This window comes from Micromonospora lupini str. Lupac 08, from assembly GCF_000297395.2.
GTDB lineage: Bacteria > Actinomycetota > Actinomycetes > Mycobacteriales > Micromonosporaceae > Micromonospora > Micromonospora lupini.
This window is the reverse complement of the sequence record NZ_HF570108.1, coordinates 4,440,790-4,465,165: the sequence shown is the minus strand read 5'-3', so window position 1 is coordinate 4,465,165 and position 24,376 is coordinate 4,440,790. Positions and strand designations below refer to the sequence as shown.

Genomic DNA, 24,376 nt, shown 5'->3' with positions numbered 1-24,376 from the left:
GTCGAAGCGCGGGTGCGGTCAGGCTCCGGCCGGGCCGCACCCGCGTGCGTCACTGGCCCTCCCAGACCGCCTTCGCCCCGGAGTCGCCGGTGCGGACCACGTAGTAGACGGCGATGCCGGCGGCCACCAGCGACAACACCTGCAACGCCAGGGTCAGCGCCCGACCGGGGCGTACGCCCTCGGCGGTTCGCGGCGGGACGAACCAGACCAGGGCCAGCGCCACGACCGCCAGCCCGATCGCCGCGTACAGGGTGAGGTCACCGAAGTGCTGGTGCGCCTCCAGCTTCGGGAGAAACTCCGGCGTGACCCGGTTGGCCGAGCGCATGCGCTCGAAGAAGGCGTCACCGGAGAACTTCGCCAGCAGCGCGCAGATCGGCGCGCCCACGGCGAGCAGGCCCAACACCCAGCGGGTGTGCGGTCGGACCAGCGGGACGAGCGCGTAGGCGATCGTCAGGAGAGCCAGCAGCGGCACGAACACGACCGCGGCGTGCAGCACGAGCGGGTGGGCGGGGATGCCCATGAACTCCTCGAACATTCGGCGACTCCTCCGGCCATGGCGGATCTCGATGATCCAGGCATGGAGGCTATCGGTACCGACTGAGCGTGCCCAGCGCCAACGCTCAACTGCGCGAGCGCGGCAGGCAGTCCTTCTTGTACTTCAGGCCGGAGCCGCACCAGCACGTGTCGTTGCGCTCGGGTGGCCACGGGACCCGCGCGCCGGGTCGCGCCGACACCTCGGCCGCGTAGCCGGCCCGGACCGCCGCGTCGGTCGGATCACCGTCGCGTCGACCGGCGAACGCGTCCAGACCGGCCACGCTCGCGCGGAACACACCCAGCCCGCTCCGGCCGGCGCCCGTCAGCCGGACCAGCTCCTTCTCCAGCCGGGCCCGGTGCGCGTCCCAGTCCGGCCCGTACACGTCGGTCAGCTCGGGGTGCTCGGCGAGCAGACGGTCGAACTCGGGTCGGGGCCAGAGCAGCAGATCCGTCTCGCCGCCCTGCCGCTCCGCGGCCCGGCGGACGAGCTGGTTCTCCAGGCGGTCGGCCAGATCGTCCTGCCGGTCGTGCGGCAGGTTGAGATCCCGGCGTACGCGATGGCGCTGTTGCAGCAGGAGGAAGAGCACACCGGGCGCGTCCGGCGGGCCGACCTCCGGGTCGGCCGGCGGCTGCCCGGCGGCGGTGGCGCGCTCGCCGAGCAGGGTGTCGACCGCCTCGCTGAGCCAGCGCTCGGCGATCGCCGAGCGGCCGGCGGCGTCCAGCGCCGCGCTGACGTACGCGGGCGCGTCGGGCTGCGTGAGCAGCAACGGGCGCAACGCGGTCAGCTCCGCCATCGCCTCGTCGTCCCGGTCGCCGGCTAGGAACATCACCCGGGCGCGCAGCGCGCGGGCGACGCCGGCCCGGGGATCGTCGGCGGACGGGTACGCCGCCAGCGCCTGGTCGGCGTACCGCAGCGCGGCGTCGGGCCGGGCCCGGATCTGGGCGATCTCGGCGGCCAGGGTCAGCGCGTCACCGGCGTCGTCCGGATCCTCCAGCCGGCCCTGCGCGACCGCCTCGGCGATGTCGGCGGCGACACCGAGCGGATCGGCCGTCCCGAGCGCCGAGCGGCGGAGTTCGGCGAGGTCAGCCTTAGTGAGTACGTCTCTCGTCGGCACGACCTCACGGTACGTCGGGGTGCTTCCACCCGGCCGAATTATGGCCATCTGCCGTCAACCAGTCCTCGCTAGCGTCAGATCGCCAGCTTCTCGACCGGACCGCACAAAGGGTGAGCTATGGGCACGGTGGATCGCCGTACGTTCCTCAAGGCAATGGGAGTTCCCGCGATCGGCGCGGCGCTTCCGTTGGATCTCAGCAAGGCTCTCGCCATTCCGGCGAACAACCGGACCGGCTCGATCGACGACGTCGAGCACGTGATCATCCTTATGCAGGAGAATCGATCATTCGACCACTACTTCGGCAGCATGCGGGGCGTACGCGGCTTCGGTGACCCGCATCCGGCGACACTGCCGTCCGGCAAGGACGTGTGGCACCAGCCCAACGGCACGGACGAGTTGCTGCCGTTCCGCCCCGAGGTGAAGGACCTCGGGCAGACCTTCCTGCCGGACCCGCCGCACGGCTGGAACGACGGGCACGCCGCCTGGAACGACGGTCGGTTCGACGGGTGGGTGCCCAACAAGGGCGTCACCGCGATGACGTACCACACCCGCCAGGACCTGCCCTACCACTACGCGCTCGCCGACGCGTTCACCGTCTGCGACAGCTACCACTGCTCGCTGATGGGCCCGACCGACCCGAACCGCTACCACATGTGGAGCGGCTGGGTCGGCAACGACGGCAGGGGCGGCGGCCCGGTCATCACCAACGCGGAGGCCGGCTACGACTGGTCGACGTACCCGGAGCGGCTGGAGCGCAACGGCATCTCCTGGAAGATCTACCAGGACGTCGGCACCGGCCTGAACGCCGCCGGCTCCTGGGGCTGGACGAACGACCCCTACATCGGCAACTACGGCGACAACTCGCTGCTCTACTTCCACAAGTACCAGAACGCGCAGCCCGGGACGCCCCTCGCGGATCGCGCCAAGACCGGCACGGAGATCCGCACCCAGGGTCGCGACCCGGAGGCGCTGCTCGCCGACTTCCGGGCCGACGTCGAGGCCGGACGCCTGCCGGAGGTCTCCTGGATCACCGCGCCCGAGGCGTTCACCGAGCACCCGAACTGGGGACCGGCGTTCGGCGCCTGGTACATCTCGCAGGTCATCGACATCCTCGCCGCGCACCCCGAGGTGTGGAGCAAGATGGCGCTCTTCATCACGTACGACGAGGAGGGTGGCTTCTTCGACCACGTGGTCCCGCCGACGCCTCCGCAGACCCGCGAGCACGGGCAGTCGACAGTGCCGACCACCAACGAGATCTTCCCCGGCGACGCGGACCACCCGGCCGGCCCGTACGGCCTCGGCGTCCGCGTACCGATGGTCATCGTTTCGCCGTGGACGCGCGGCGGTTACGTGAACTCCCAAGTCTTCGACCACACGTCGCTGATCAAGTTCCTGGAGACGCGGTTCGGGCAGGGCCGACCGGACCTGATCGAGAAGAACATCACCCCGTGGCGACGGGCCGTCGTCGGCGACCTCACCACGGCCTTCGACTTCCGGCACCCGAACCGGTCGCGTGAGGTCACGCTCCCGGACACCGACGACTTCAAGCCCGACGACCTTGTTCGGCACCCCGACGAGGTGCCGGTGCCTCCGGTCGAGGGGCGGTTGCCTCGCCAGGAGCGCGGCGTACGTCCGGCGCGGGCCATCCCGTACACCCTGCACGCCGACGGCCACGTCGCCGACGGCGCGTACCGGATCGACTTCCGCAACACCGGCGGCGCTGCCGCGGTCTTCCAGGTCCGTCAGGCCGGCAGCACGGCGGCCCCGCGCAGCTACACGGTCGAGCCGGGCAAGCGCCTCACCGACACCTGGACTGTCGACTCGTCCTACGACCTGTCGGTGCACGGGCCGAACGGCTTCCACCGCCGCTTCGCGGGCGGCCGGTCGCACGTCGACGTCACCGCCTCGTACGACGAGCACCACCACCAGATCGTCCTCACGCTGGGCAACCGGGGCGCGAAGCGGGTCGAGGTGACCGTCCGGGACGGGTACCACTCCCGGCCGGTCACGCTGTCGCTGCGGCCCGGCGAGACCGAGCGGGCGACGTGGGCGCTCACCCGCACCCACGGCTGGTACGACCTGACTCTCACCGTCGCGGGTGACGCCGGCTTCGCGTGCCGGTACGCCGGCCACGTCGAGAACGGCAAGGACAGCATCAGCGACCCGTCGCTCGGCGGGCTCGTCTGAACGACGTCGCGGTCACCCGGGCCGGTCCGGCCCGGGTGACGCACGTCCGCCCGTCCGGAGGTCACGCTTCGTGGCGGCGACGCCCAGGCCGTTGGTGCGCGGCCCTCAGCCCGCCACCGCCGGCAACGCGACACCGGGCTACGGCATGCGGTCGTCGTCGGGCGCTGACGCCCACCCCACCCGCCGTCAGCGGGTACGTCAGAACTCCTCGTACACCGCCGGATCCTGGTCCGCGAGCCGCCCGTCCGCGCGGCCCAGCGCGGTGATGGCCTCGATCTCCGCGTCGGTGAGCTGGACCCCGAAGACGTCCAGGTTCTCGATCTGGCGCTGCGGGGAGGCGGCCTTGGGCAGCGGGATCACCTGGCGGGCCACGTGCCAGGCGAGGATGGCCTGCGCCGGGCTGATGCCGTGGGCAGCCGCGATCTCCACGAGCGTCGGGTGCTGTTGCAGGTCGTTGCCGTGCCCCAGCGGGCTCCAGCCCTGCACGAGGATCCCGTGCTCCCGGTGGTAGTCGATCGCCTCCTGCTGCGGGAAGTACGGGTGCACCTCGATCTGGTTGACCACCGGGGCGACCCCGGTCTCGGCCACCAGCCGGTCGATGTGCTCAGGCAGGAAGTTGGACAGGCCGATGTGTCGGACCAGCCCGCGCTCCCGAGCCTCGATCAGCGCTCGCCACGCCTGCACGTACCTGTCGACCTTCGGGTTCGGCCAGTGGATCAGGTAGAGGTCGATCCGGTTCAGACCGGTGCGGTAGACACTCTCCTCGATGGTGGTCAGTGCCTCGTCGAAGCTGTGGTGCCGCCCCGGCAGCTTCGAGGTGACGACCAGCTCGCCGCGTACGCCGTCCGCCGCACGGGCGGCCCGGCCGACCGCGCCCTCGTTCTCGTAGTTCACCGCCGAGTCGATCAGCCGGTAACCCGCCCGGATCGCCTGACCGATCGCGTCGACGCCCGCCGCGCCGTTCAGTTGGTACGTGCCGAGCCCGATCGCCGGCAGCGAGGTGCCGTCGGCGGCCGTCAGGTGGGGAATCGCCATGATCGGGACCCTACCCGTACGAGTGGCGCGTCACCCGTCGGCTGGGTCAACTGTCGATGACCCGCAGGAAGACCGTGCCGCTGCCGGCGTCGAGATAGACGGTGCCGCCGTACTGTGCCGTCCGCACGTCCTCGGCGTACTTCTCGCTGACCTGCCAGGTCCCACCGGTGGGCAGGAACGGACGCAACTCGGTGCTCACCGACGCCTCCCAACCGGGCGGAGCGGGCTGCCACTCGTACCCCTTGATGGTTGTGGCAATGGTGTCGGGTCGCAGCACGACAAGTGCCTCGATGCGCGTGTCGGTCGGGCCCGGCACGGTGACGCGGCTGTCAGCCCCGGCCGGTGCCGTCTGCCAGTGGACGTCGATGAAGGTGCCGAGGCGCGGAAACCGTTCGGCGATCGGGTCCCTGTCGGTCCGTACCGGTGCCGGGCTCGCGCTGGCGGTCCGGTCTGGCGGCCCCCCATCCGGGGCACTGTCGGAGCATCCCGCGAGGGCGATGACGAGCGTCGTCGCCAGGAGCCCGGCGCGTAGGTCAACCATCGGAACGTCCACCCCTCCGGTCCGGGCCGGGAGCCTGCCGCTGCGGTCCTTCGCCGCCGCTGACACCCGGTGACTCGCCGATGGTATCGGTCGTGCCCCAACCGGAGCGGCCTCTGGTTCGTCCAAGATACTGAGGACAACGCCGAGGGGACCCTGTTGTGGCCGGTTGGGAGCAGGTGCTGACGGATCTCGTCAACACCAGAGGCGCGGCGCTGAAGCGCTACGCCTACCTGCTGTGCGGCAACGACAGCGACGCCGAAGACCTGGTGCAGGACGCGTTGGTGCGGGCATTCACCCGGCCCCGACGCGACGAGATCGACAACCCCGAGCAGTACGTCCGCAAGGCCGTCCTCAACCTCTACCTCGACCGGGTCCGCCGGCGCGACGTGTGGCGGCGGGTGATGCCGTTCGCGGTGGCACCGGACCGGACCGAGGACGACTCGCCTTCCGTCGATGCGCGACATGACCTACGGGCGGCGCTCCTGGCCCTCACCCCACGACAACGGGCGTGTGTCGTCCTCTACTACCACGTTGATCTACCCATTCCGGAAATCGCCGCGCACCTCGGCTGCGCCGCCGGCTCGGTGAAGCGCTACCTGCACGACGGCAGACGCCGCCTGGCCGGGCTGCTGGATGACGACACCAGGGAGGACGACTGTGCCGTCCGATGATCGTCTTTTCCGGGAGCGGCTTGCGAACTTGGCAGACCGCGCCGCTCCGCCGTCGTTCGCCACCGATCGCCTGCGTGCACGTGTCCGACGACGGCGCAATGTCCTGGCGGCCGGCGCCGGCGCGGCTTCGATCATGGTGGTCTCGCTGGTGACGGTCGCCGCGGCCGGGATCTTCGGTGGCGGTGGCCCGATCACCGACACGGGCGCCACACCGAGGCCGTCGACTCCCACCGGGTCTACCGCCGCCACCGAAGAGGAGCCTGGGGTGTACCTCTGCGGCGACCGCTACGACCACCCCGGTTCACCTTCGGAAGGCATCCTCACGGCAGAGGTGTCCTCGGTAGCCAAGGTGAACAGCCACTCGGGTCCCGCGGTAACCGTGACATTCGTCGCCACGCGGGCGGTCCAGGTGATCTCCAGTCCGCCGTCACTCCTTCAGGTGCTCTACCTGAAGGACGGCGTCATTGTCGGCGGAGGGCCGATGGTCAACAATCCGGGCGACACCAGGGCCCAGAGCGTCGACGCGATCGGATATGGGTTCGTTCTCACTCCCGGCAAACCTCACCAACAGCAGCTCGGTCCGCGAGAGCTGCTGTGCCCATCCCTGACCTGGTCCGAGATCTGGGCCGAGCCCAATCGCTACGAGGTCGCCGTGGTGCTCGGCCCGCTCGAAGACCGCGGGGAGGACCTCGTTATCAATGTTCCGCTCCCGCCGCCTGCCGCCTCGCTGGTGGTGAAAGCGGCACTGCCGGGCTGAAACGACGCTCTCCCCGCGCAGCCCCGACTGCAGGGCCCCGCAGGGAGTGCGTCGATGTCAGAGTCAGGGCGCGAGTGACATTCCGAAGACGTTGAAGATGGCCGGCGCCTCCGTCCACCTCATCATCGTGCCGTTACCCGCGCTCGCGATCCCGCGAGCCTGACGAACGTTGGCACTGACGTTGAACACAAGTCCTCCACTGTCACCGCCTCGAACCGCCTGGAGGCCGTCGCGTTGCTGGCCCTCGACGCCGCCGTGAGTGATGCCATTGGACCCCACCCAGGTGAGCCAGCTCTTGGTCACCTGGACGCCGCACACGACACCGGAGACATAGCCCGTGTGGCAGACCCAGTCCCCAGCGTAGGAGAGAGCAGAACTGGTCACGTCGTTGACCGTGTAGTTGCCCGGCTTTCCGTCCCACGTCCGGCTCGCTGTCGTGCCCGTGGAGGAGGTGTCGATTGCCACCGCGTCGTAGTAGTCGGATCGGGCGGTGGTAACTCCGATCTTGTTGCGTCCACCGCCCTCCCACCCGGTGTAGACCGTCACGCTGTTGGCGAAGCAATGCGCAGCCGTGATGAGGAAGGACCGCCCGTCGGAGTTCCGGCGGGCAGGCAGCCCGGACGAGCAGTCGTATCCCTGGCTCTGCGTTGTTCCGGGCCTGGTCAGGGCTGCGCCGGAGATCCACTGAGGGGTGTCCCGCCGTCGCGACACGTCGGCTGTCGCGGGAGCCGGCTCGACGACGGTAGGAACGCCGACGAGTTCGGCGACGGGCCGCCGAGCGACGGCGGACGGTGTCAACGCCTCCGCAACGCGTACGACATCCCGGGCACGAACCGTCAGACCACTGCCGTCGGCGGGGACCGCCACGCTCTCGATCGACAGGTCCGTACGCTGCTGCTCGTTGATGAGTCGTTCACCCGCCGACTTCAACTCGCGCAGAGTGTGACGCCCCTGCTTCAGCTCGATCCGGTCGGCTTCGATCGTCGGATCGGTCTTCCTCACCGCAGCAAGGAAGCTCTTCGCGGCGCCGGGATCCGTCAGATAAATCTTGACCGTTCCGGTCGTCCCATCCAGCTCAAGCCCGGAGAAGACGCCGTTGTGAGACCCGGCACCGACCGAAGCGGCCGCATCCGCGATATCCCGCAGTGGCTGTAGCAGAACGCCTTGCTCGCTTGGCGACATGGCCGCAATCTGCTGGTTCGTCAACCGAGGCGGATCGGCCGCGGCCGGGCTGCTCAGCATTCCAGTCGTTGCCATCAAGGTCGCCGCGATGACGGCAGCCCCCCGCATTGTGGACATCCACGTCCTCCTCGTATTGAATTGAGGAGGCAGACATTATTTGACCGTGATCGATACTGATGCCCCGTCGGGCCAACCCGCACAAAGGATGATCTGCACCAAATAATGCGGGTATCACATGACCATGAACGGAGACTTCCTTCCTGTTCTTGCGTGCGCGACAAGCACGCACTCGTGCGGTAGGCGGCTCATCCCATCCGGGTCGTGGTGCTGGCGGTCGGCTGAAGTCGTTCGAGCAGGGCGCTGACCTCGCTGTGCAGGCGACGCAGCTCCGCTGCCGTGGGTCCCAACTCGTAGCAGTGGTGGTGCGTGGCGGTGGAGAGCGTCGCCCAGGCGAACGCCACCCGCCGGGCGGTTTCGGTGCCCGGTCCGAGCCGGCCACGCAGCATCAACTGCTTCGCGCGGCCCTGCCGGCACGCCGCCACGGCCGGTTTCACCCGCCTCCAGTACGCGTCGATGCCACCTTCGAGGGCGAGCCGGATCAGGCAGGCGCACGCGCGAGGCCACCAGCCCGCGGTCACTGCCGCGCTGCCCAGCAGGCCGGACCCGCGCAGTAGCTGGTCGGCCGCCGCCAGGCAGCGTTGCGGCGTCGGCGCGGTCACCACAGCGCCGTTGCGAGGAGGCGGGCGTCCGCGACCAGTCCGGGCAGGTCCGCCAGGTACGCGCCGTGCACGCCTTTCCGGCACGCCTGGTACGCGTCCACGGCTCGCCGCCCGTGTCGGCGCAGCAGCTCGTTACGCACGGCACCACCCCGGTCGGGGTCGTCGAACAGTGCCAACGCGACGATGGTGGCCAGCCGTCGCGACGCCGCCTCGATGGCCGCCTCGATGTCGTCGTGCGGGACGCCCCGGGCCACCCGTACTCGCCAGACCACCCGATGGCAGGCCGCCTCCACGGCCGAGCGGCACAGCTCCGCCACCACCGGACCGCGTACCTCGCCCGGGATCTCCTCGTTGCGCGACAACGCGTGCGCGTCGTCCAGGTAGCGGGTCACCGGATCGGAGCCGGGCCGCAGGGTCACCACGGACTTCTCCGCGCGGTGCACCTCGATGACGCGGGCGTCGCCGACACCGAGCCGAGTGACCGCGTCGGGCAGTCGCGTGTCGTGGGTGAACACGATCACCTGCCGCTGCTCGGCCAGCGCGGCGAGCACCCGCGCGAGACCGTCCACCTTCGACGGATCCATGCTCTGCACCGGGTCGTCGACCACGATGAAGCGGAACGGGCTCTCCGGCGCGCAACTGCGCGGCAGGAAAGTGGCCAACCCGAGTGCCTGCATCTCACCCTGGCTCATCACCCCGAGGGCAGTGCCGTTGTCGGCGCCGTCGACGCTGACCGGAAAGGAGACCCGCCGCCTGGTGTTCGCGCCCTCCAGCGTCATCGCCCCCAACTCGATGTTGCTCTCTTGGCGTAGTTGCGCCCAGATCCGCTGCGAGTGCCCGGCGAACGGCGCGACCCGCTCGTTGCGAATGTCCGTACCAGCGTTCTTCAGCCAGGCGCGCGCGGCCTTCAACCGGGCCAGGGTCGCCTCCCGCGCCCGCAGCCCGTTGGCGGCGACCACCCACCGCCGCACGTCCGCCGCCGCCGCGCGCCAGCCGGTGTCACGCTGCCGCAGAAAACCCTCGGCGTACGCGCGGGCCGCGTCGGCCGCCGCCACCACGGCCGGGTACCACGCTGCCAGGTGGTCGGCCAGCTCGGCCGGCTCTCCGGGTACGCGCCGCAGCGCGGCCACGGCGTCGCGCAGCGCACCGACAGGTGGCTCCGCCCCGGAGCCCTCGGGCACCGCGAGGTCGTCGATCAGGTGGTGCGTCTGCCGGAGCAGGGCCGTCAGCCGGGTCCCCGCCGTCTGGGCGGCAACGCTGCGCTGCCGAAGATCGGTGAGCGTCTGCGCGGCGGCGGCACGCCACCCACCGTCGAGAGTGCCGGTGGCGCAAACCGGGCACGAGCCGTCACCCTCGTCCTCGTGGTGTTCGAGGGCGAGACGGAGCAGTTCGGCGCTACGCAACGCGGCCCGGGACCGGCCGCCGTCGTATCGCTCGGCCTCGACAGCCGCCGCCCGTAGCTGACCGGCCAACCGAGTCACCTCCTCGGCCGGTGGGGGAGCGAGGGCGGCGAGTTCCCGGCAGAGCAGCACCGCCTGGTCGGTGGTCGCCTCGTCCGGCTCATCGAGGATCGCCGTCACCGCCGCGAGATCGACCGTGCCCCGGCCGCGCAGCAGCGCCGCGGTGCGCTGGGCCCGCTCGTCGGCGATCCCGTCGAGCATGTCGACCAGGGCCGCGCGCCGTGCGCGTACCTCCTTGATGGCTGTGTCGTGTGGCCGTGCGGCGCGCAGCAGACGCTGATCGGCGTCGGTGAGCGCGTCCAGCCCGAGGATCGCGAAGAGGGCGTCGAAGAGCTGACTCTGCGAGCCGGCGGCGAGCTTGCCCAACTCGGCGGCGGTGAGGAACGGCCGGTGCAGCTCCAGCGGCCGGGCCAGGCCCAGTTCGGAGAGGCAGGCGTGCCGCCCCCGAGCGCTGGTTACCGTTACCTCGGCGTCGGCCAGCTCGGCCTCGACCGGCCAGGCACGGTGTACCCGGGTCGGCATGGCCACGCCATCGACGCGCAGCTCCACGCCGACCCAGCACGGGTCCGGGTTGTGCAGGTTGCGCCACCCCGTACGCCAGACGCTTGTCTTGTCCGCCCACCGGGCGCTGTCGCCGGTGAGGGCGAGTTCGACGGCCTCGGCGAAGCTGGACTTGCCGGAGCCGTTGCGGCCGACGAGCAGGGTGAGGCCCGGGCCGGGGTCGATCTGCAGGGTGCGTTCCGGGCCGACGCCGCGGAACCCGGCCACGGTCACCGACTTCAACCAGATCCGTTCCGCTGGATCGTCGCCGGTGGGGGAGCGGGGGTCGAGCCGGGTCGGGGTGCCGGCGAGGGCGGCGGTCAGGTCGGCCTCGCCGGTGAGCGCGGCGAGGACCAGTTCGGCGGTCTCGGTCGGTACGTCGGCGGCGGCGGCGAGCCGGTCGAAGATCAGCTCGATCAGGGGCGCGGTGGACTGCGGAGGCTGGGTCATTGTCGTCTCCAGGCGTGTGGGGTCCGCGGACCGACGGTTCGTCGGCCCGCCCGGGGTGAGCGGTGGATGTCGGTGCTTCGGCTCAGCGCGCGGGGCGCCACTCGCCGCAGTTCTGGGAGCTGAAGGCGTAGTCGGAGGAGCGGATGGTCACCTGCACGCGCCGGGCGCTGTTGGTGAAGTAGTTGTCGATGGTGTCGCCAGCGCTGTTCTGCCGCTCCCAGTAGCAGCCGTCGACGTCCGTGGTGACGTACGTGCCGGGCTTGATCTCCTTACCGACGCGGAACGTGCCCTCACCGAAGATCCGACCCTGGGCGGCCAGGTCGGCGTCGACCTGCCCGCGCTTTACCGTCTCGCGCCACTTCTTCGCGTACGGGTAGGTGGGACAGAGGAGGAGGGCTGCGTTGATCTCCGGGATCTGCTCGCTGCTGGCGGCAAAGTCCGCCTCCAGGTACGGGTGCTCAGGGTCGACGGCGGCGCACATCTCGTACAGCGTGGTGATGTTCCCACCGTCGTACTTCGACGTCTTCAGCGCGGCCTTCTCGGTATCGGTCACGGGATAGATCTCCGCCTGGGCGTCGCAGGCCGTCGGCTTCGCCGCCCATACCTCGCTGAAATCTGGCCGGCCGTCCTTGCCGGGCCGCACCGTGAGCAGTGCATCCCAGTCGTTTCCCGTGTCGCACTCAAGGTTGACCTGGGGCTGCTGAGGGGTGTTCTTGGGGTCGTCGGGGTAGGCGTCACTGGGGTCGGCGATACCGTCGCCGTCCGGGTCGGGCGGTGGCGGTGTCGGCGACGTGCTGGGTGAGGCGGACGCGCTCGGGGATGCGGACGCCGGCGTGGCGGTCGGGCGCTGCTCGTCACCGCAGCCGGTGAGCGTCGTCGTTAGCAGGGCGGTGGTGAGCAGGGCGCCGGTGGTGCGGACGGCTCGACGCAGGTGGACGGCCCGCGCCGAGCAGCGGAGGGTGGCGTACGGGTCAGGGAGGGCCATGGTCGTCTCCAGGGCGCGGAAGGCCGGCGGTACGGCCGAGTGCCGGACCGCAGTGAAGGGCAAGGAGTCAGTCCGAGAGGGTGATGATCATTTGAAGGCCGCTGTCCGGGTGGTAGATCCAGGAGGCGCGCATGTCCTCCCACTCGCCGGACTGTCGCCCGTCCAGCGCACGCGTGCCTTCGATTTGCGCAATGACGGCATCGGGCACTTTCAGCTCGGTCCAGTAGCACTGCAACTGCTCCAGCTTGAGGCCGGTTCGCTCCTCGCCGACGCTCTGCAGCGTGAGGGACCTACCGTCGTCGCCCAGCATCGCCCAGTCCTCCCTGCCGGCGCCGCAGGTTTGTCGGGCCGCCTCCAACGGCGAATCGCGCTGCATCAGGAAGAGGGTGCTCATGGCCGCAGCCACCAGAATCACCACTGCCGACGCCACGATCAGGTAGCGACGCCTGCCGATCGGCGCTGTGCTCGCGCTGGAGGCGCCAACCTCCGGGTTGGCCGAGGCGCCAGCGGTCGACTCTGGACCCTCGGGACTCTCGTTCGGATCTGGAGTGGTCAGGTCGGTCATCACCGGGGTTCCTTCTGTGAACAGGGAGGGTGTGAACAGCCGGGGCGGATCGTGCAGACCCGCCCCGGGCGGTGGGGAGAGGTCAGCCGAGGGTGACGTCGACGCCGCCGGAGAACGGCGAGTCGTGCAGCTCGAGCTTGGTGAGCTTGACGTTCTTCGGGATGTCGAAGACGACGACGCCGCTGACCTGATTGCCAGGGTTGATGTCGTTGAGGAACGTCTCGGCGTTCTTGTTCGCGTAGATCGCCGCGCCGGTGTCGGCGGAGTACTCGGTGCCGTCGGCCGCGTACGCCTTCTGGCTGCTGCCGTCGAACATCTGCGCTTCCTTGCCGATGTTCTTCACGTTGACCGTGACCAGGCAGAACTGGCCCTGCGCCTTCGCGCCGATCACGTCGGTGCCGATCTTGGCGACGCCGCACTTGGACGACTTCACCGTGAACTCGAACTTCCCGTCCCGGGCCGGCTGCCCGATCTTGGCGGTCTTCGCCGGCTTCCCCTCGGCCTTGGCGCCGCCTTCGTCCCCGCTGGAGCTGCTCGACTTGTTGTCGCTGCTGGAGTCGCTCGCCTTGTCGGCGGCGCCAGAGCCGCAGCCCAGGGCGATGAGGCCGGTGGCGAGCAGAGCGAGAGTCGTGGTCTTGCGCATCGTTGTCCTCCTGAAGTGAGCGTTGCGGGGTCAATAAGAGCATCGTCCGACAACACTGTCAACGGACAATCTCGTGCTTGACAGCCGTGCGAAACTTTCGGCGTGCAGGAGAACCCGACCATCACGGCAGCGGAGATCGCCCGGCTCGCCGGCGTCGGTCGCGCTGCGGTCAGCAACTGGCGTAAACGGCACCCCGACTTCCCGGCCCCGGTGGGCGGGTCGACGGCGAGCCCCGAGTTCGACCTGATCCAGGTCGAGCAGTGGTTACGCACCCAGGGCAAGCTCCCGGAGCTCGCCGCCGCCGACCGGCTCTGGCGACGTCTCGCCGCAGCCAGCGACTCCCCGGCCGCCGGCCTCGCCGCCGTCGGCGCCCTGCTGCTGGCCCGTCAACGCGGCTCCCGCAGCGGCAGCGTCGACGCCCAACTCGCGCCACTCCTGCCCGACGTCGACGCCCTCGCCGACGAGCTGGGCGCGCAGGGCGCGTTCGACGAGCTGTGGCAGCGGTTCTCCGCACCAGGCCCCGGTCGCCCCTTCGCCACTCCCGACGACCTCGCCGACCTGATGATCGGGCTCGCCAGCGTCGGCGGCGGCTCAACGCTCGACCCGGCCGCCGGGTCCGGCGCCATTCTGCGAGCCGCCGTCCGCGCCGGCAGCACCTCGGTGTACGGGCAGGAACTCGACCCTGACCTGGCCAAACTCGCGAGCCTGTGGCTGGCCCTGCACGACGCGTCCGGCGAGGTGAACGCGGGGGACTCACTGCGCGCCGACGCCTTCGCCGGCCGCGCCGTCGATGCCGTCGTCTGTCACCCACCGTTCGGCGCCACCAACTGGGGCGACGAGGAACTCGGCCACGACCCCCGCTGGATCGTCGGCACCACACCCCGTACCGAACCGGAGCTGGCCTGGGCCCAACACGCCCTCGCCCACCTGCGGGTCGGCGGGCACGCCGTCCTGCTGATGCCACCCACGGTCGCCAGCCGCCGCGCCGGCAAACGAATCCGCAGCGAGTTGCTGCGCCGAGGCCACCTGCGCGCCGTCATCGCCCTCCCACCGGGCGTGGCGGCGCCACACGGCGTACCCCTGCATCTGTGGGTGCTGCGACGCGCCGCCACCGACGCGCCGCCACCGGCGCGGGCGCTGCTGATCGACGCCGCCGGCGGCGACTTGGCCGACACCGCGCCGCGCGTGCTGGCCGCATGGAGGGCCTTCGCCGCCGTCCCGGACGCCGACGTCGAGGAGGCCGGGTTCGCCCGCGCGGTCCCGGTCATCGAACTGCTCGACGAGGAGGTCGACCTCACCCCCGCGCGCCGGCAACCCGCCGTCGTTGGCGAGGCATCGGGAGAGCATCTGGTACGCACCAGAGAACGGCTGGCCGCCATCGTCGGCGAGTTGCCGGCGCTGCTACCGCAGGTCACGCCGGCGCCCGACGGGGCGGACGGCCTCTTCCTCACGGTCGGGGAGCTGGCGAAGACCGGCGCTCTGCAACTGCTCGGCCCGGTCCGCGCCGGCACGTCCACACCCGCACCGGATGGGCCACCGGTGCTTATCGTCCAGGACGTGCTCGCCGGGGTGGAGGCATCCGGACGGGTCGACGACCGGTTCGGGCAGGAGATCCCCCTCGCGGTGGGGGACGTGGTGGTGCCGATGATTGCGCGGCAGCTCATCCCACGGGTCATCACCGAAGAGGGAGCGTTGTTGGGGCGCAACCTCTACCTGCTGCGACCCAATCCGGCGGCGTTGGATCCGTGGTTTCTGGCCGGTCAGCTGCGCACGTCGGCGAACGAGAAGCAGTCGTCCAGTCTCTCGGGGACGATGCGGTTCGACATTCGGCGGGCGCAGGTGCGGCGGGTGTCGCTGGACGAGCAGCGGGCGCATGGAGACGCGTTTCGGCGTTTGGACGCCTTCGAATCAGCGATCCGGCAGGCCGCCTCGCTGGGGGCGGAGCTCGCGCAACTCACCGCTGACGGACTGGCGCGTGGGTCAATCCGACCGAACAACCCGCAGTGAGGTCACGGAAGGCGTCTGCAAGACGGCATAGATGGCGTCGGGTATCCGACGTCGGCGCAGCGCAAACCGCCATTCGGACACTTCCTCGTCGAAAGTTCAACGTTGTACGGTCATGCGTCCGCCATGCGTCGAGCCGACAGGGCAGACGAGCAGTTTTGGCGGGTGTCATCGTGAGGGGGACGAATGACGCTGGGCAGAATCGGCGGCTACGAGTTGGTCCGGCCGCTCGGCTCAGGTGGTATGGGCGACGTGTTCTTCGCGGTGTCGCCGACCGCCGAGCGGGTCGCCGTGAAGGTGATCAAGCAACACCTGATTGAGGCGCCGACCGTGCGCGAGCGGTTCGCCACCGAGGTCGACAGCCTCAAGCTGGTCTTCGGCTCCCGGGTGGCCCGCCTTGAGGGCGCCGACCCGTACGCGAACCCGGCCTGGCTCGCCGTGGAGTATGTTCCCGGCACCACGCTGCGTCAGCATGTCGACGCACGAGGGCCGCTTCCGTTGCCGTTGGCCGCCATGGCCGGAGCGATGCTCGCCGAGGGCCTGGCCAAGGTGCACCAGGTCAAGCTGCTGCACCGCGACCTGAAGCCGCAGAACATCATCCTCGGCCCCGACGGCCCCAAGCTGATCGATTTCGGCCTGGCGGTGCTGATCGAGCGGGACGACTACCTGACCGAGCCAGGCGCCCTGGTCGGCACGCCCGCCTACATGTCGCCCGAGCAGGTCAAGGGTGAGCGGGACCTCACGCCGGCGGTCGATGTCTACGCCCTCGCCGCGACGCTGGTCTTCGCCCTGACCGGGCATGGGCTCTACCCACCGACCAACTCCTGGAACCTGCTGCTGCGCATCAGCGAGCCCAGCGACCTTCCCGACCTCTCCGAGGTGCCGGCCGAGCTGGTGCAGTTACTCGGCACGATGCTCGCCTTCGACCCCACCGCCCGACCCGGCCTGACCGACGTTCGCGCCCGGCTGCTGGCGGTCGCCACCGCTGCCAGCGGCAAGAGCGTCCACGCCCTGCGCCAGGAAGTCGCCGAACTCACCTACGACGGTGGCACGGAGCTGCTGGTCCCTCAGGACCTGGATGATCCGCGACAGGACCCGGAGGGCACCACGGTCGCCGAGGACGAGACCCCTCCGGATCCGACACCAAAGCCCGACAAGCGCGACCCCGAGCGGCCCGCCAAGGTGCCAGCCGATGTGACATGGCTCGTCGACAAGATGCGCCGCCAGTACGCCCGCCGCTCGACCCTGTAGGAAGGCACCACCGATGACCACCACCCAGGCCGCGACCTTCGCCCCGGGCTCCCGCATCGTCGTCCGCGACGAGGAGTGGCTGATCCGCAGCGTCAAGACCGGCACCGCGGACGGCACGATGGTGAAGGCGGTCGGCGTCTCCGAGTTCGTGCAGGACGTCGAGGCGACCTTCTTCACCGACCTTGAGGACATCACGCCACTGATGCCCGAGGAGACCGACCTCATTCAGGACACCTCGTCGCGGTTCCGGCAGAGCCGCCTCTTCCTGGAAGCCGTGCTGCGGCGTACTCCGCTGCCGCGCACCGAGCGCGGGCTGGCCCTCGCCGACCGGTTCCTGCTGGACCCGCTGACCTACCAGCAGCGGCCGGTCGAGCTGGCCCTGTCCGGGTTGCGGCCGCGGATCCTGCTCGCCGATGTCGTCGGTCTGGGCAAGACCCTGGAGATCGGGCTGATCCTCGCCGAGCTGATCCGCCGGGGCCGAGGGGAGCGCATCCTGGTGGTGTCTCCGCAGCAGGTGCTCGAACAGTTCCAGCGGGAGCTGTGGACCCGGTTCGCGATCCCGCTGGTCCGGCTCGATTCGACCGGTATCCAGCGCATTCAGCAGGAGATCCCCGCCGGGCGTAACCCGTTCACCTACTTCAAACGGGCCATCATCTCGGTCGACACCCTCAAGGACGCCGGCCAGTTCGGCCACCACCTCGACGCCACCACCTGGGACGCGGTCGTCATCGACGAGTCGCACAACCTCATCAACAAGGGCACCCAGCGCAACGAGCTGGCCCGCCGCCTGGCCGCGAAGACCGACGCGTTGCTCTTGGCGAGCGCGACGCCGCACAACGGCGACAAGGAGTCCTTCGCGCAGCTGATCTCGCTGCTCGACCCGGCGGCGATCGCCAACGAGAAGGACTACCAGGCCAGCGACATCGCGCACCTCTACCTGCGCCGGACGAAGATCAGCCCGGAGGTGCGCGACCAGATCGGCGACCGCTGGGCCGACCGCGGCCCGTCTGAGGCCCTGCACTGCACGGCGACCACGATCGAGGAGCAGATCTTCGACGAGCTGACCGATGTGTGGTTGGCCGGCAAGTGGACCGACGAGCCAATCACGGGGCAGCACCGACTGTTCCCGTACACCTTGTTGAAGTCGTTTCTGTCCTCGCACCGGGCGTTGCACGAGACGGTGACCAACCGGCGCAAGAAGGCCACCGGCACCGAACGGGCGGCCCTGGACCGGCTCGCGGAGCTGACCTCCGCTATGACCGACACCGACTCCAGCAAGCTCAAGGGACTGGTCGACGAGCTGAGAAAGATCGGCGTCGGCAAGAACAGCAGCACCCGGGCCGTGGTCTTCTCCGAGCGGGTGCCGACCATCAAGTGGCTTGCCGAGGTCGTCCCCGGAATGCTCGGCCTCAAGCCGAACGCGATCCGGGTGCTGCATGGCGGTGTGGCCGACAAGGATGAGCAGACGATCCTTCAGGAGTTCGAGCTGGCCGGCAGTGACGTCCGGTTGCTCTTCACCGGCGACGTCGCCTCCGAGGGTGTCAACCTGCACCAGCAGTGCCACCACCTGATCCACTACGACATCCCGTGGAGCCTGATCCGGATCGAGCAGCGCAATGGCCGTATCGATCGCTACGGGCAGAAGTACCAGCCGCAGTTCCGTGCGCTCATCCTCACCTCCGACCGCGAGGACGCCAAGGACGACCGCACGGTCGCCGAGAAGCTCCTCAACCGGGAGGAGACCGCCCACCGCAGCCTTGGCAGTGTCGAGGCCGTGACGGGCCAGTACGACGCCAAGGCCGAGGAGGACCGGCTGGTCCGGGACCTGCTCGCCGGCAAGTCGGTGGACGAGTCCTACGAGGCTGCCCATGCCGAGGTCGACGTGATGGCCGACCTCTTCGGGGAGGTCGGCACCGCGCCCGTAGCGGAGGACGTGCCCCAGGCGAAGGTGCCGAAGCTCTTCGACTCCACGCAGGACTTCGTCGACGCCGCCCTGTATGAGATCTACGAGGACCGGCCCGAGGACCACATCGACCTGCGTCGGGAGGACGAACTGCTGACCTTCCTCGCCCCCGACGACCTGGTGCACCGGCTCACCGACCTGCCCCGCACCTACCTGCGGGCACACCGGGAGGGCGAGGATCTGCGCCTCAAGGTCACCTTCGACCGCGCGCTCGCCCAGCGCAAGCTCGACCAGGCCCGGCAGAGCAAGACCCCGATGTGGCCGGACATCGCCTTCCTCAGCGACGTGCACCCGATGGTCGACTGGCTGGTCGACAAGGTCCTGATCCGGCTCGGCCGCCAACAGGCCCCGGTGCTCACCGCCGACGTGACCGCGCTGACCTTCCTGATCCAGGGCGTCTACGCCAACCGCCTCGGCCAACCCACGGTCGTCCAGTGGATGGCCGTCTCCGACCTGCCCACGTCGCCGACCATCCGGCCGATGGACGAGGTCCTGCGCGAGGCCAATGTCGGCCCCACGATGGTCAACCGCGCCGAGGCCATCGCGATGGGCCCGCTCAAGAACCTGCTGCCGGACGCCGTCCAGGTTGCCCGGCAGTATCTGGAGGGCAAGCGCGCCGAGTGGGCCGAGGCCAACGCCGAGCCGTTGCAACGGCACCGCGAGCAGCTGAGGACCTTCCAGCAGGCCAGCATCCTCGATGAGCTGCCCGGCGCGCATCGGGAGAAGCGACGCCAACGCGTCGACGCCACCGTCCAGGAGCAGCACGACCTGCTCGACCGCCTGGAGACCGCCGGCGACCCGCTGCTGCGGGTGCTCGCCGTCCTCGTACCGTCGCAGGAGAGTGCCGCATGAGCTTCGAGTCGCTGACTAACCGCGGCGAGTATCTCTCCGCGCACTACCTCGCCGAGATCCTGCCCACCACCCTCAAGGGCGGCCTGCTCAAGCAGTGGGTCGAGGACGAGAAGTCCGGCCGGGTCACGCCACGCGCCGGGCTTCGTGGCATGCGCCGGCAGTACTTCGACGCCAAGACCGAGCTGACCGACGCCGACTTCTTCGACCCGGAGCGGCTGCGTAAGCAGCACCAGGACGTGTTGCGGGCGCTGGGCTTCGACCCGCAGCCGCAGACCATCACCGTCGAACGCAACGGCCAGGAGTACGAGGTAAGCGTCGCCCACGCCGAGCTGACCACCGCACACGGCATCGTCGCGCTGGACTGCGGTTGGGCGGTCGACACCGAGGCAGCGCAGGACCCGGACGGGGCCGGCCGGCTGCTCGATCCGCTCACCCTGTCGAGCACCGAGACCATCGAGACGGGCGCCAAGCTCGCCTCCCTGCTCTTCGCCGCCGACAGCCCGAAGCCCCGCTACGTGCTGATCCTCAGCGGTGGCGTGATCACCCTCGCCGACCGCACCGTCTGGGGTGAGGGCCGTTACCTGGCTGTCAGCCTCGACACCGCGTACGCCCGCAACGACGACAAGGAACTCGACGTCGTCGCGGCGCTCTTCGGTGCCGACTCGCTGCGCCCACCCGCCGAGGGCGGCACCGAACCCCTCGCCGACCTGGTCGCCGGCTCCCGCCAGCACGCCGTCGGTGTGTCCAGCGAACTCCGCGAGGGCCTGAAGGTCTCCGTCGAACTCATCGCCAACGAGGTCCTGGACCAGATCCGGCGGGCCGGCTACCAGCCGCAGCAGGTGATGGACCTCGACGAACTGGCCAAGGAGTTGGGCCGGGAGTCGCTGCGCTACCTCTACCGAATCCTGTTCCTGCTCTACGCCGAGGCCCGCCCCGAACTGGGCGTGCTGCCGGTCAACGACCCCCAGTACGTCGAGGGCTACAGCCTTGCCCGCCTCGGTGACCTCGTCTCCCGCCGCCTCGCCCCCTCCGGCGAGGACGGCACCCACCTGTACGAGTCACTCGACCTGCTGTTCCGCATGGTCAACGAGGGGCACCGGCCGCGCGGCGGCGCGGACGTCGACGACAAGGCCAGCGAGGGGGAGGGGCTGCGCTTCGAGCCGATGCGCTCTGACCTGTTCCTGCCCGAGAAGACCAAGCTCATTGGTCGGTTGATCGCCGAGCCGGGCAGCGACCCCGACGATGACGAAGCCCCGAAGATCGATACGCGGCTGCGCAACAAGGTCCTCTACGAGGTGTTGCGTCGGCTGATGCTCACCAAGGGCGGCAAGAAGCGCCGCGGCGGCTTCATCTCGTACGCCCAGCTCGGCATCAACCAGCTCGGCGCGGTCTACGAGGGCCTGATGTCGTACACCGGTTTCGTCGCGACCGAGCAGCTCTACGAGGTCGCCAAGAACGGCGACCCGAAGGACGGCTCGTGGATGATCCCGGCCTCCAAGGTCGACGAGTACGACGATGGTGTCTTCGTCTACAAGGAGGACGCGTACACCGGCGTCCGCAGCCGGGTCAGCTATCAGCCCGGCCAGTTCGTCTACCGGCTCGCGGGCCGGGACCGGCAGACCAGCGCCTCGTACTACACGCCGCAGTCGCTCACCGAGGTCACCGTCCAACTCGCCCTCAAGTACCGGCTCGACCAGGACGACACGATCACCCCGGCCCGCGAACTGCTGGACTGGACCATCTGCGAGCCGGCGCTCGGCTCCGGCGCTTTCCTCAACGAGGCCATCAACCAGGTCGCCGCCGAATACCTACGCCGCCGGCAGAAGGAACTGGACGTCACTCTCGACCCGGAGGACTACCACCTCGAACTCCAACGGGTGAAGGCGTACATCGCCCTGCACAACAGCTACGGCGTCGACCTCAACCGCACCGCCGTCGAGTTGGCCGAGGTGTCGCTCTGGCTCAACGTCATGCACGCCGGCCTCCAGGCCCCCTGGTTCGGCCTGCACCTGCAACGCGGCAACTCCCTCATCGGCGCCGGCCGCAAGACCTACGGCCCGAAGCAGCTCGCCGACAAGTCGTGGCTCACCACCGCCCCGAAGGAGCAGCCCTTCCGGGACGGGCCGATCGACGAGGGCACCATCCACCACTTCCTGCTCCCCGCCGACGGCTGGGGCGCGGTAGCGGGCGAGAAGGAGGCCCGCGAGCTGGCGCCGGCCGAGACCGCGAGACTAAAGGCGTGGCGTACGGCGATGAAACGGACGCCGTCGGCCAAGGGGAAGAACTCGCAGGTCCAGCGGTTGCAGGCCCTCGCTCGGCGGGTTGAATTCCTGTGGGGGCTGGTGCAGCAGCGGCTCGACATCTCCGAGCGGGAGATTCGTCGCGACATTGCTGTCTGGGGTGCCGAGGACCTGCCGCAGGTCACGGAGGCTGTGCCGCGGGAGGAAATCCTCGCCGACCTGACCGCGCCGGGCACGCCGTACTGGCGGCTCAAGACGTTGATGGACGTCTGGTGTGCGCTGTGGTTCTGGCCGCTCGACAAGGTCGGGCTACTCGACGGCTCCGACCCGGCCTATCCTGCCGCGCCCGTCCAGGTCTCACACATCAAAGACGAGCCGGCGTACGAGGAGTCGGTCGTCTACGAGACCCCGGACATCTTCGGCAACGTGCAGCCGCAGCAGATGAAGCTCCCGACGAAGCCGACCGGGGGCACGCGACGGATGACAGTGGCCGAACAGCTCCGCCAGCAGGTGTCGCTGTCCAACCTGGATGATTGGCTGACGTTCGCCGAAGCGCTCGTAGGCCGGAGCGACGCGGACGAGAGCACCGAGCGGTTCTACGGCCGGACGCTCACGAGCCTGAGCGAGATGAGCGAGTTCGAGCGGAAGCTCGACGGGGTAATTGGGGTCGACTCGCCGTGGACCCTCTCCGACCGGTTCCCCTGGCTGCTTGTCGCCGACCAGATCGCCGAACAGCAGGGCTTCTTCCACTGGGAACTCACCTTCGCCCAAGCCTTCTCCAGGGGTGGATTCGACATCCAAGTTGGCAACCCGCCATGGGTACGGCCAGACTGGCGCGAAGACATCGTGCTGGCCGAGTGCGATCCGTGGTTCGTGATGACTGAAAATGCGGCCGGCCAGGCTTGGCGAGACCGGAAGAGGATCACCGCAGCTGGGGACAGATTCTACCTTCGTGAGCTGACTACGAACTCCGGCAACGTTGCATTCTATACGTCTGCCACAACCTATCCTTTGCTCTCGGGAACGCGCCCGGACTTGTATCGAGCATTTATGTGTCGGGTGTGGCAGAACGTGTCCCGGCTGGGAGTTGCCGGTCTGGTGCACCCCGACAGCCACTTCACTGGGGCCCGAGAAGGCCGGTTGCGTTCCATGGCCTACGAACACCTAAGGCTTCACGGGCATTTCCAGAACATGCGGCTACTTTTTCGGGAGATCAACTGGCGGCAGGAGTTCGGGATACACGTATACGGGGCGCCGCGCGGTCGCATCTCTTTCACGCATGTCAACTGGCTTTACGCTACGGAGACGCTGATCGGCTCCCTGGTGCACGATGGAGCAGGTTCTCTGCCTGGCATGAAAGCCGTCGGCACGTGGGATCTGCGGCCGCACCGCGGTCGGCTGATTACCGTAGATGATTCGGTGCTGGCCGAATGGCGACTGGTAACGGGCAACCTTGACGTTCCAGTGAGCCAGACTGCCCTCTTGCAGCCTATAACCGTCGGTGAGCAGAGGGCCATATCGGCGCTAGCGTCGATGGGTCGACGGCTTGCCGATCTCCAACCAATGATTTCGACAGGACTGAACGAAAAAGGCGCCAAGGATGAGGGCATCATCGTATGGCGGGGTGCGGCGCCGGAGGACTGGTCTGAGGTGATCTTGCAGGGGCCCCACTTTGGTGTAGCGAACCCACTGGCCAAACAGCCCAATATCCCGTGCCGGAGCAACAAAGACTACGAGGCGTGGAATCTGACGACCCTCGCCGAGGACGCGGTTCCGCGGACAAACTACTGCAGAGCAGTCGACCGCGCGGACTACCAGCGGGCGCAGGACATGTGGAACGGACGGCCATGCACCGCTTACTACCGTCTTGCGTGGCGCGAGATGGTGCCGCTCACGACGGAGAGAAGCCTCTTTGCGGCCATCATTCCGCCAGGGCCAGCGCATATCCATGCGGTTCGATCGATGGTGGTGGGTGGCGAGCGAGAGACGGCCTTGCACGCAGCGTTCTGGACATCGTTGCCGCTGGACTACATGCTGCGGATCGCTGGCCGTGGACATTTAGATGTGAACAATGCGGGCGCGATGCCCGCGCCTGACCCTAGCCATCCGCTTGCGGCTGCGGCCCTGCTGCGCGTGCTGCGGCTGAACTGCCTAACCAGCGCGTATGCCCCGCTCTGGCAGGAAGTTTACGACGACCGGTGGCGAGACGCGGAGGATTGGGCAGTGCCATGGCTCGCACTGCCAGAGGCGCAGAAACTTAACAATGTCGACCGCCCCTGGACTGGCAAAGTTCCTCTTCGGACAGAGCGTGCGCGTCGGTCTGCATTGGTTGAATTGGACGCGCTCGTGGCGGTATGGCTTGGAATAGGGGATGAGGAGCTCTTGTCGATGTATAGGGCCCGTTTCCCAGTGCTGAACGAGTATGAGTCAGCGATGTGGTTTGACAGGGGCGGGCGCAGAATCACCAGGGACTATTATTCGCGCGGCGTCGACCAGCCAAACGAAGCTTTTGAGCAGTTGATCGGGTACCTCGATGATCCGGAGCAGCACCCGGTGCCTGTCGGATACGAGGTTCCGTTCTACAAGGCGGATCGGGAGAACGAGTACCGGCAGGCGCATGCCGTTTTCAGTAAGCGGCTTCAGGATGCGATTGGCGCGGGCTGGCAGCCGTCGTAGTCCGCC

At 69.1% G+C, this 24,376-nt stretch carries 17 protein-coding genes; 7 read left to right on the top strand and 10 right to left on the bottom strand.

The genetic code is table 11. The features are described 5' to 3' along the window. Positions 1-49 precede the first annotated feature (49 nt). Entirely contained in the window at positions 50-535 is a 486-nt protein-coding gene (locus MILUP08_RS21555) for a DUF2231 domain-containing protein (protein WP_007461537.1), read from the bottom strand. 85 nt (positions 536-620) lie between these two features. Next, positions 621-1,649, bottom strand: a complete 1,029-nt coding sequence (locus MILUP08_RS21550; RefSeq protein WP_039906405.1) for an SEC-C domain-containing protein — start codon at positions 1,647-1,649, stop codon at positions 621-623. Between the two features lie 117 nt (positions 1,650-1,766). On the opposite strand from MILUP08_RS21550, the gene MILUP08_RS21545 reads away from it, so the two are divergent. Then, a complete protein-coding gene (locus MILUP08_RS21545) occupies positions 1,767-3,836 on the top strand; it encodes a phosphocholine-specific phospholipase C (RefSeq protein ID WP_007461534.1) in 2,070 nt (689 codons plus the stop codon). 198 nt (positions 3,837-4,034) lie between these two features. Here MILUP08_RS21545 and MILUP08_RS21540 read toward each other — a convergent pair whose 3' ends face one another. Then, positions 4,035-4,871, bottom strand: coding sequence for an aldo/keto reductase (locus tag MILUP08_RS21540; RefSeq protein WP_007461531.1), 837 nt, complete (start codon positions 4,869-4,871; stop codon positions 4,035-4,037). A 46-nt stretch (positions 4,872-4,917) separates the two neighbouring features. Next, entirely contained in the window at positions 4,918-5,412 is a 495-nt protein-coding gene (locus MILUP08_RS21535) for a hypothetical protein (protein ID WP_007461529.1), read from the bottom strand. 158 nt (positions 5,413-5,570) lie between these two features. On the opposite strand from MILUP08_RS21535, the gene MILUP08_RS21530 reads away from it, so the two are divergent. Continuing rightward, entirely contained in the window at positions 5,571-6,083 is a 513-nt protein-coding gene (locus MILUP08_RS21530) for a sigma-70 family RNA polymerase sigma factor (RefSeq protein WP_007461527.1), read from the top strand. After that, positions 6,070-6,840, top strand: coding sequence for a hypothetical protein (locus MILUP08_RS21525; protein ID WP_007461525.1), 771 nt, complete (start codon positions 6,070-6,072; stop codon positions 6,838-6,840). The genes MILUP08_RS21530 and MILUP08_RS21525 overlap by 14 nt, the downstream gene beginning before the upstream one ends. A gap of 63 nt (positions 6,841-6,903) precedes the next feature. Here MILUP08_RS21525 and MILUP08_RS21520 read toward each other — a convergent pair whose 3' ends face one another. From MILUP08_RS21520 to MILUP08_RS21495, 6 genes are all read right to left on the bottom strand, one after another. After that, positions 6,904-8,139, bottom strand: a complete 1,236-nt coding sequence (locus MILUP08_RS21520; RefSeq protein WP_007461522.1) for a chymotrypsin family serine protease — start codon at positions 8,137-8,139, stop codon at positions 6,904-6,906. A gap of 188 nt (positions 8,140-8,327) precedes the next feature. Further along, on the bottom strand, positions 8,328-8,741 hold the full coding sequence (locus tag MILUP08_RS21515; protein WP_007461517.1) for a hypothetical protein: 414 nt from the start codon (positions 8,739-8,741) through the stop codon (positions 8,328-8,330). Next, positions 8,738-11,191, bottom strand: a complete 2,454-nt coding sequence (locus MILUP08_RS21510) for an AAA family ATPase (protein WP_007461515.1) — start codon at positions 11,189-11,191, stop codon at positions 8,738-8,740. The genes MILUP08_RS21515 and MILUP08_RS21510 overlap by 4 nt, the downstream gene beginning before the upstream one ends. Before the next feature lie 82 nt (positions 11,192-11,273). Next, positions 11,274-12,176, bottom strand: a complete 903-nt coding sequence (locus MILUP08_RS33905; protein ID WP_007461513.1) for a hypothetical protein — start codon at positions 12,174-12,176, stop codon at positions 11,274-11,276. Positions 12,177-12,243: 67 nt separating this feature from the next. Continuing rightward, positions 12,244-12,741 (bottom strand): hypothetical protein, encoded by a 498-nt coding sequence (locus MILUP08_RS36370; RefSeq protein WP_202805228.1) that lies wholly within the window; start codon positions 12,739-12,741, stop codon positions 12,244-12,246. An 82-nt stretch (positions 12,742-12,823) separates the two neighbouring features. After that, positions 12,824-13,384 carry a DUF4352 domain-containing protein gene (locus MILUP08_RS21495; RefSeq protein WP_007461509.1) on the bottom strand — a complete coding sequence of 187 codons (561 nt, stop codon included), beginning with the start codon at positions 13,382-13,384 and terminating at the stop codon, positions 12,824-12,826. Between the two features lie 102 nt (positions 13,385-13,486). Here MILUP08_RS21495 and MILUP08_RS21490 point away from each other — a divergent pair, with 102 nt between their 5' ends. The 4 genes from MILUP08_RS21490 (at position 13,487) to MILUP08_RS21475 (ending at position 24,370) form a co-directional block, all read left to right on the top strand. Next, positions 13,487-15,391: an N-6 DNA methylase gene (locus tag MILUP08_RS21490; protein WP_007461507.1), complete on the top strand. Its 1,905-nt coding sequence runs from the start codon at positions 13,487-13,489 to the stop codon at positions 15,389-15,391. A gap of 183 nt (positions 15,392-15,574) precedes the next feature. Next, positions 15,575-16,639 carry a serine/threonine-protein kinase gene (locus MILUP08_RS21485; protein ID WP_007461505.1) on the top strand — a complete coding sequence of 355 codons (1,065 nt, stop codon included), beginning with the start codon at positions 15,575-15,577 and terminating at the stop codon, positions 16,637-16,639. Between the two features lie 13 nt (positions 16,640-16,652). Then, a complete protein-coding gene (locus MILUP08_RS21480; protein WP_007461503.1) occupies positions 16,653-19,454 on the top strand; it encodes a helicase-related protein in 2,802 nt (933 codons plus the stop codon). Beyond that, a complete protein-coding gene (locus MILUP08_RS21475) occupies positions 19,451-24,370 on the top strand; it encodes a hypothetical protein (RefSeq protein ID WP_007461502.1) in 4,920 nt (1,639 codons plus the stop codon). The genes MILUP08_RS21480 and MILUP08_RS21475 overlap by 4 nt, the downstream gene beginning before the upstream one ends. Positions 24,371-24,376 lie beyond the last annotated feature (6 nt).

Excerpts from the sequence above, each read along its gene's own strand:
- MILUP08_RS21495 (WP_007461509.1), bottom strand. The coding sequence starts at position 13,384 with ATGCGCAAGACCACGACTCTCGCTCTGCTCGCCACCGGCCTCATCGCC.
- MILUP08_RS21480 (WP_007461503.1), top strand. The coding sequence starts at position 16,653 with ATGACCACCACCCAGGCCGCGACCTTCGCCCCGGGCTCCCGCATCGTC.
- MILUP08_RS21520 (WP_007461522.1), bottom strand. The coding sequence starts at position 8,139 with ATGTCCACAATGCGGGGGGCTGCCGTCATCGCGGCGACCTTGATGGCA.
- MILUP08_RS21485 (WP_007461505.1), top strand. The coding sequence starts at position 15,575 with ATGACGCTGGGCAGAATCGGCGGCTACGAGTTGGTCCGGCCGCTCGGC.
- MILUP08_RS36370 (WP_202805228.1), bottom strand. The coding sequence starts at position 12,741 with ATGACCGACCTGACCACTCCAGATCCGAACGAGAGTCCCGAGGGTCCA.
- MILUP08_RS21475 (WP_007461502.1), top strand. The coding sequence starts at position 19,451 with ATGAGCTTCGAGTCGCTGACTAACCGCGGCGAGTATCTCTCCGCGCAC.
- MILUP08_RS21535 (WP_007461529.1), bottom strand. The coding sequence starts at position 5,412 with ATGGTTGACCTACGCGCCGGGCTCCTGGCGACGACGCTCGTCATCGCC.
- MILUP08_RS21555 (WP_007461537.1), bottom strand. The coding sequence starts at position 535 with ATGTTCGAGGAGTTCATGGGCATCCCCGCCCACCCGCTCGTGCTGCAC.
- MILUP08_RS33905 (WP_007461513.1), bottom strand. The coding sequence starts at position 12,176 with ATGGCCCTCCCTGACCCGTACGCCACCCTCCGCTGCTCGGCGCGGGCC.
- MILUP08_RS21540 (WP_007461531.1), bottom strand. The coding sequence starts at position 4,871 with ATGGCGATTCCCCACCTGACGGCCGCCGACGGCACCTCGCTGCCGGCG.
- MILUP08_RS21510 (WP_007461515.1), bottom strand. The coding sequence starts at position 11,191 with ATGACCCAGCCTCCGCAGTCCACCGCGCCCCTGATCGAGCTGATCTTC.
- MILUP08_RS21545 (WP_007461534.1), top strand. The coding sequence starts at position 1,767 with ATGGGCACGGTGGATCGCCGTACGTTCCTCAAGGCAATGGGAGTTCCC.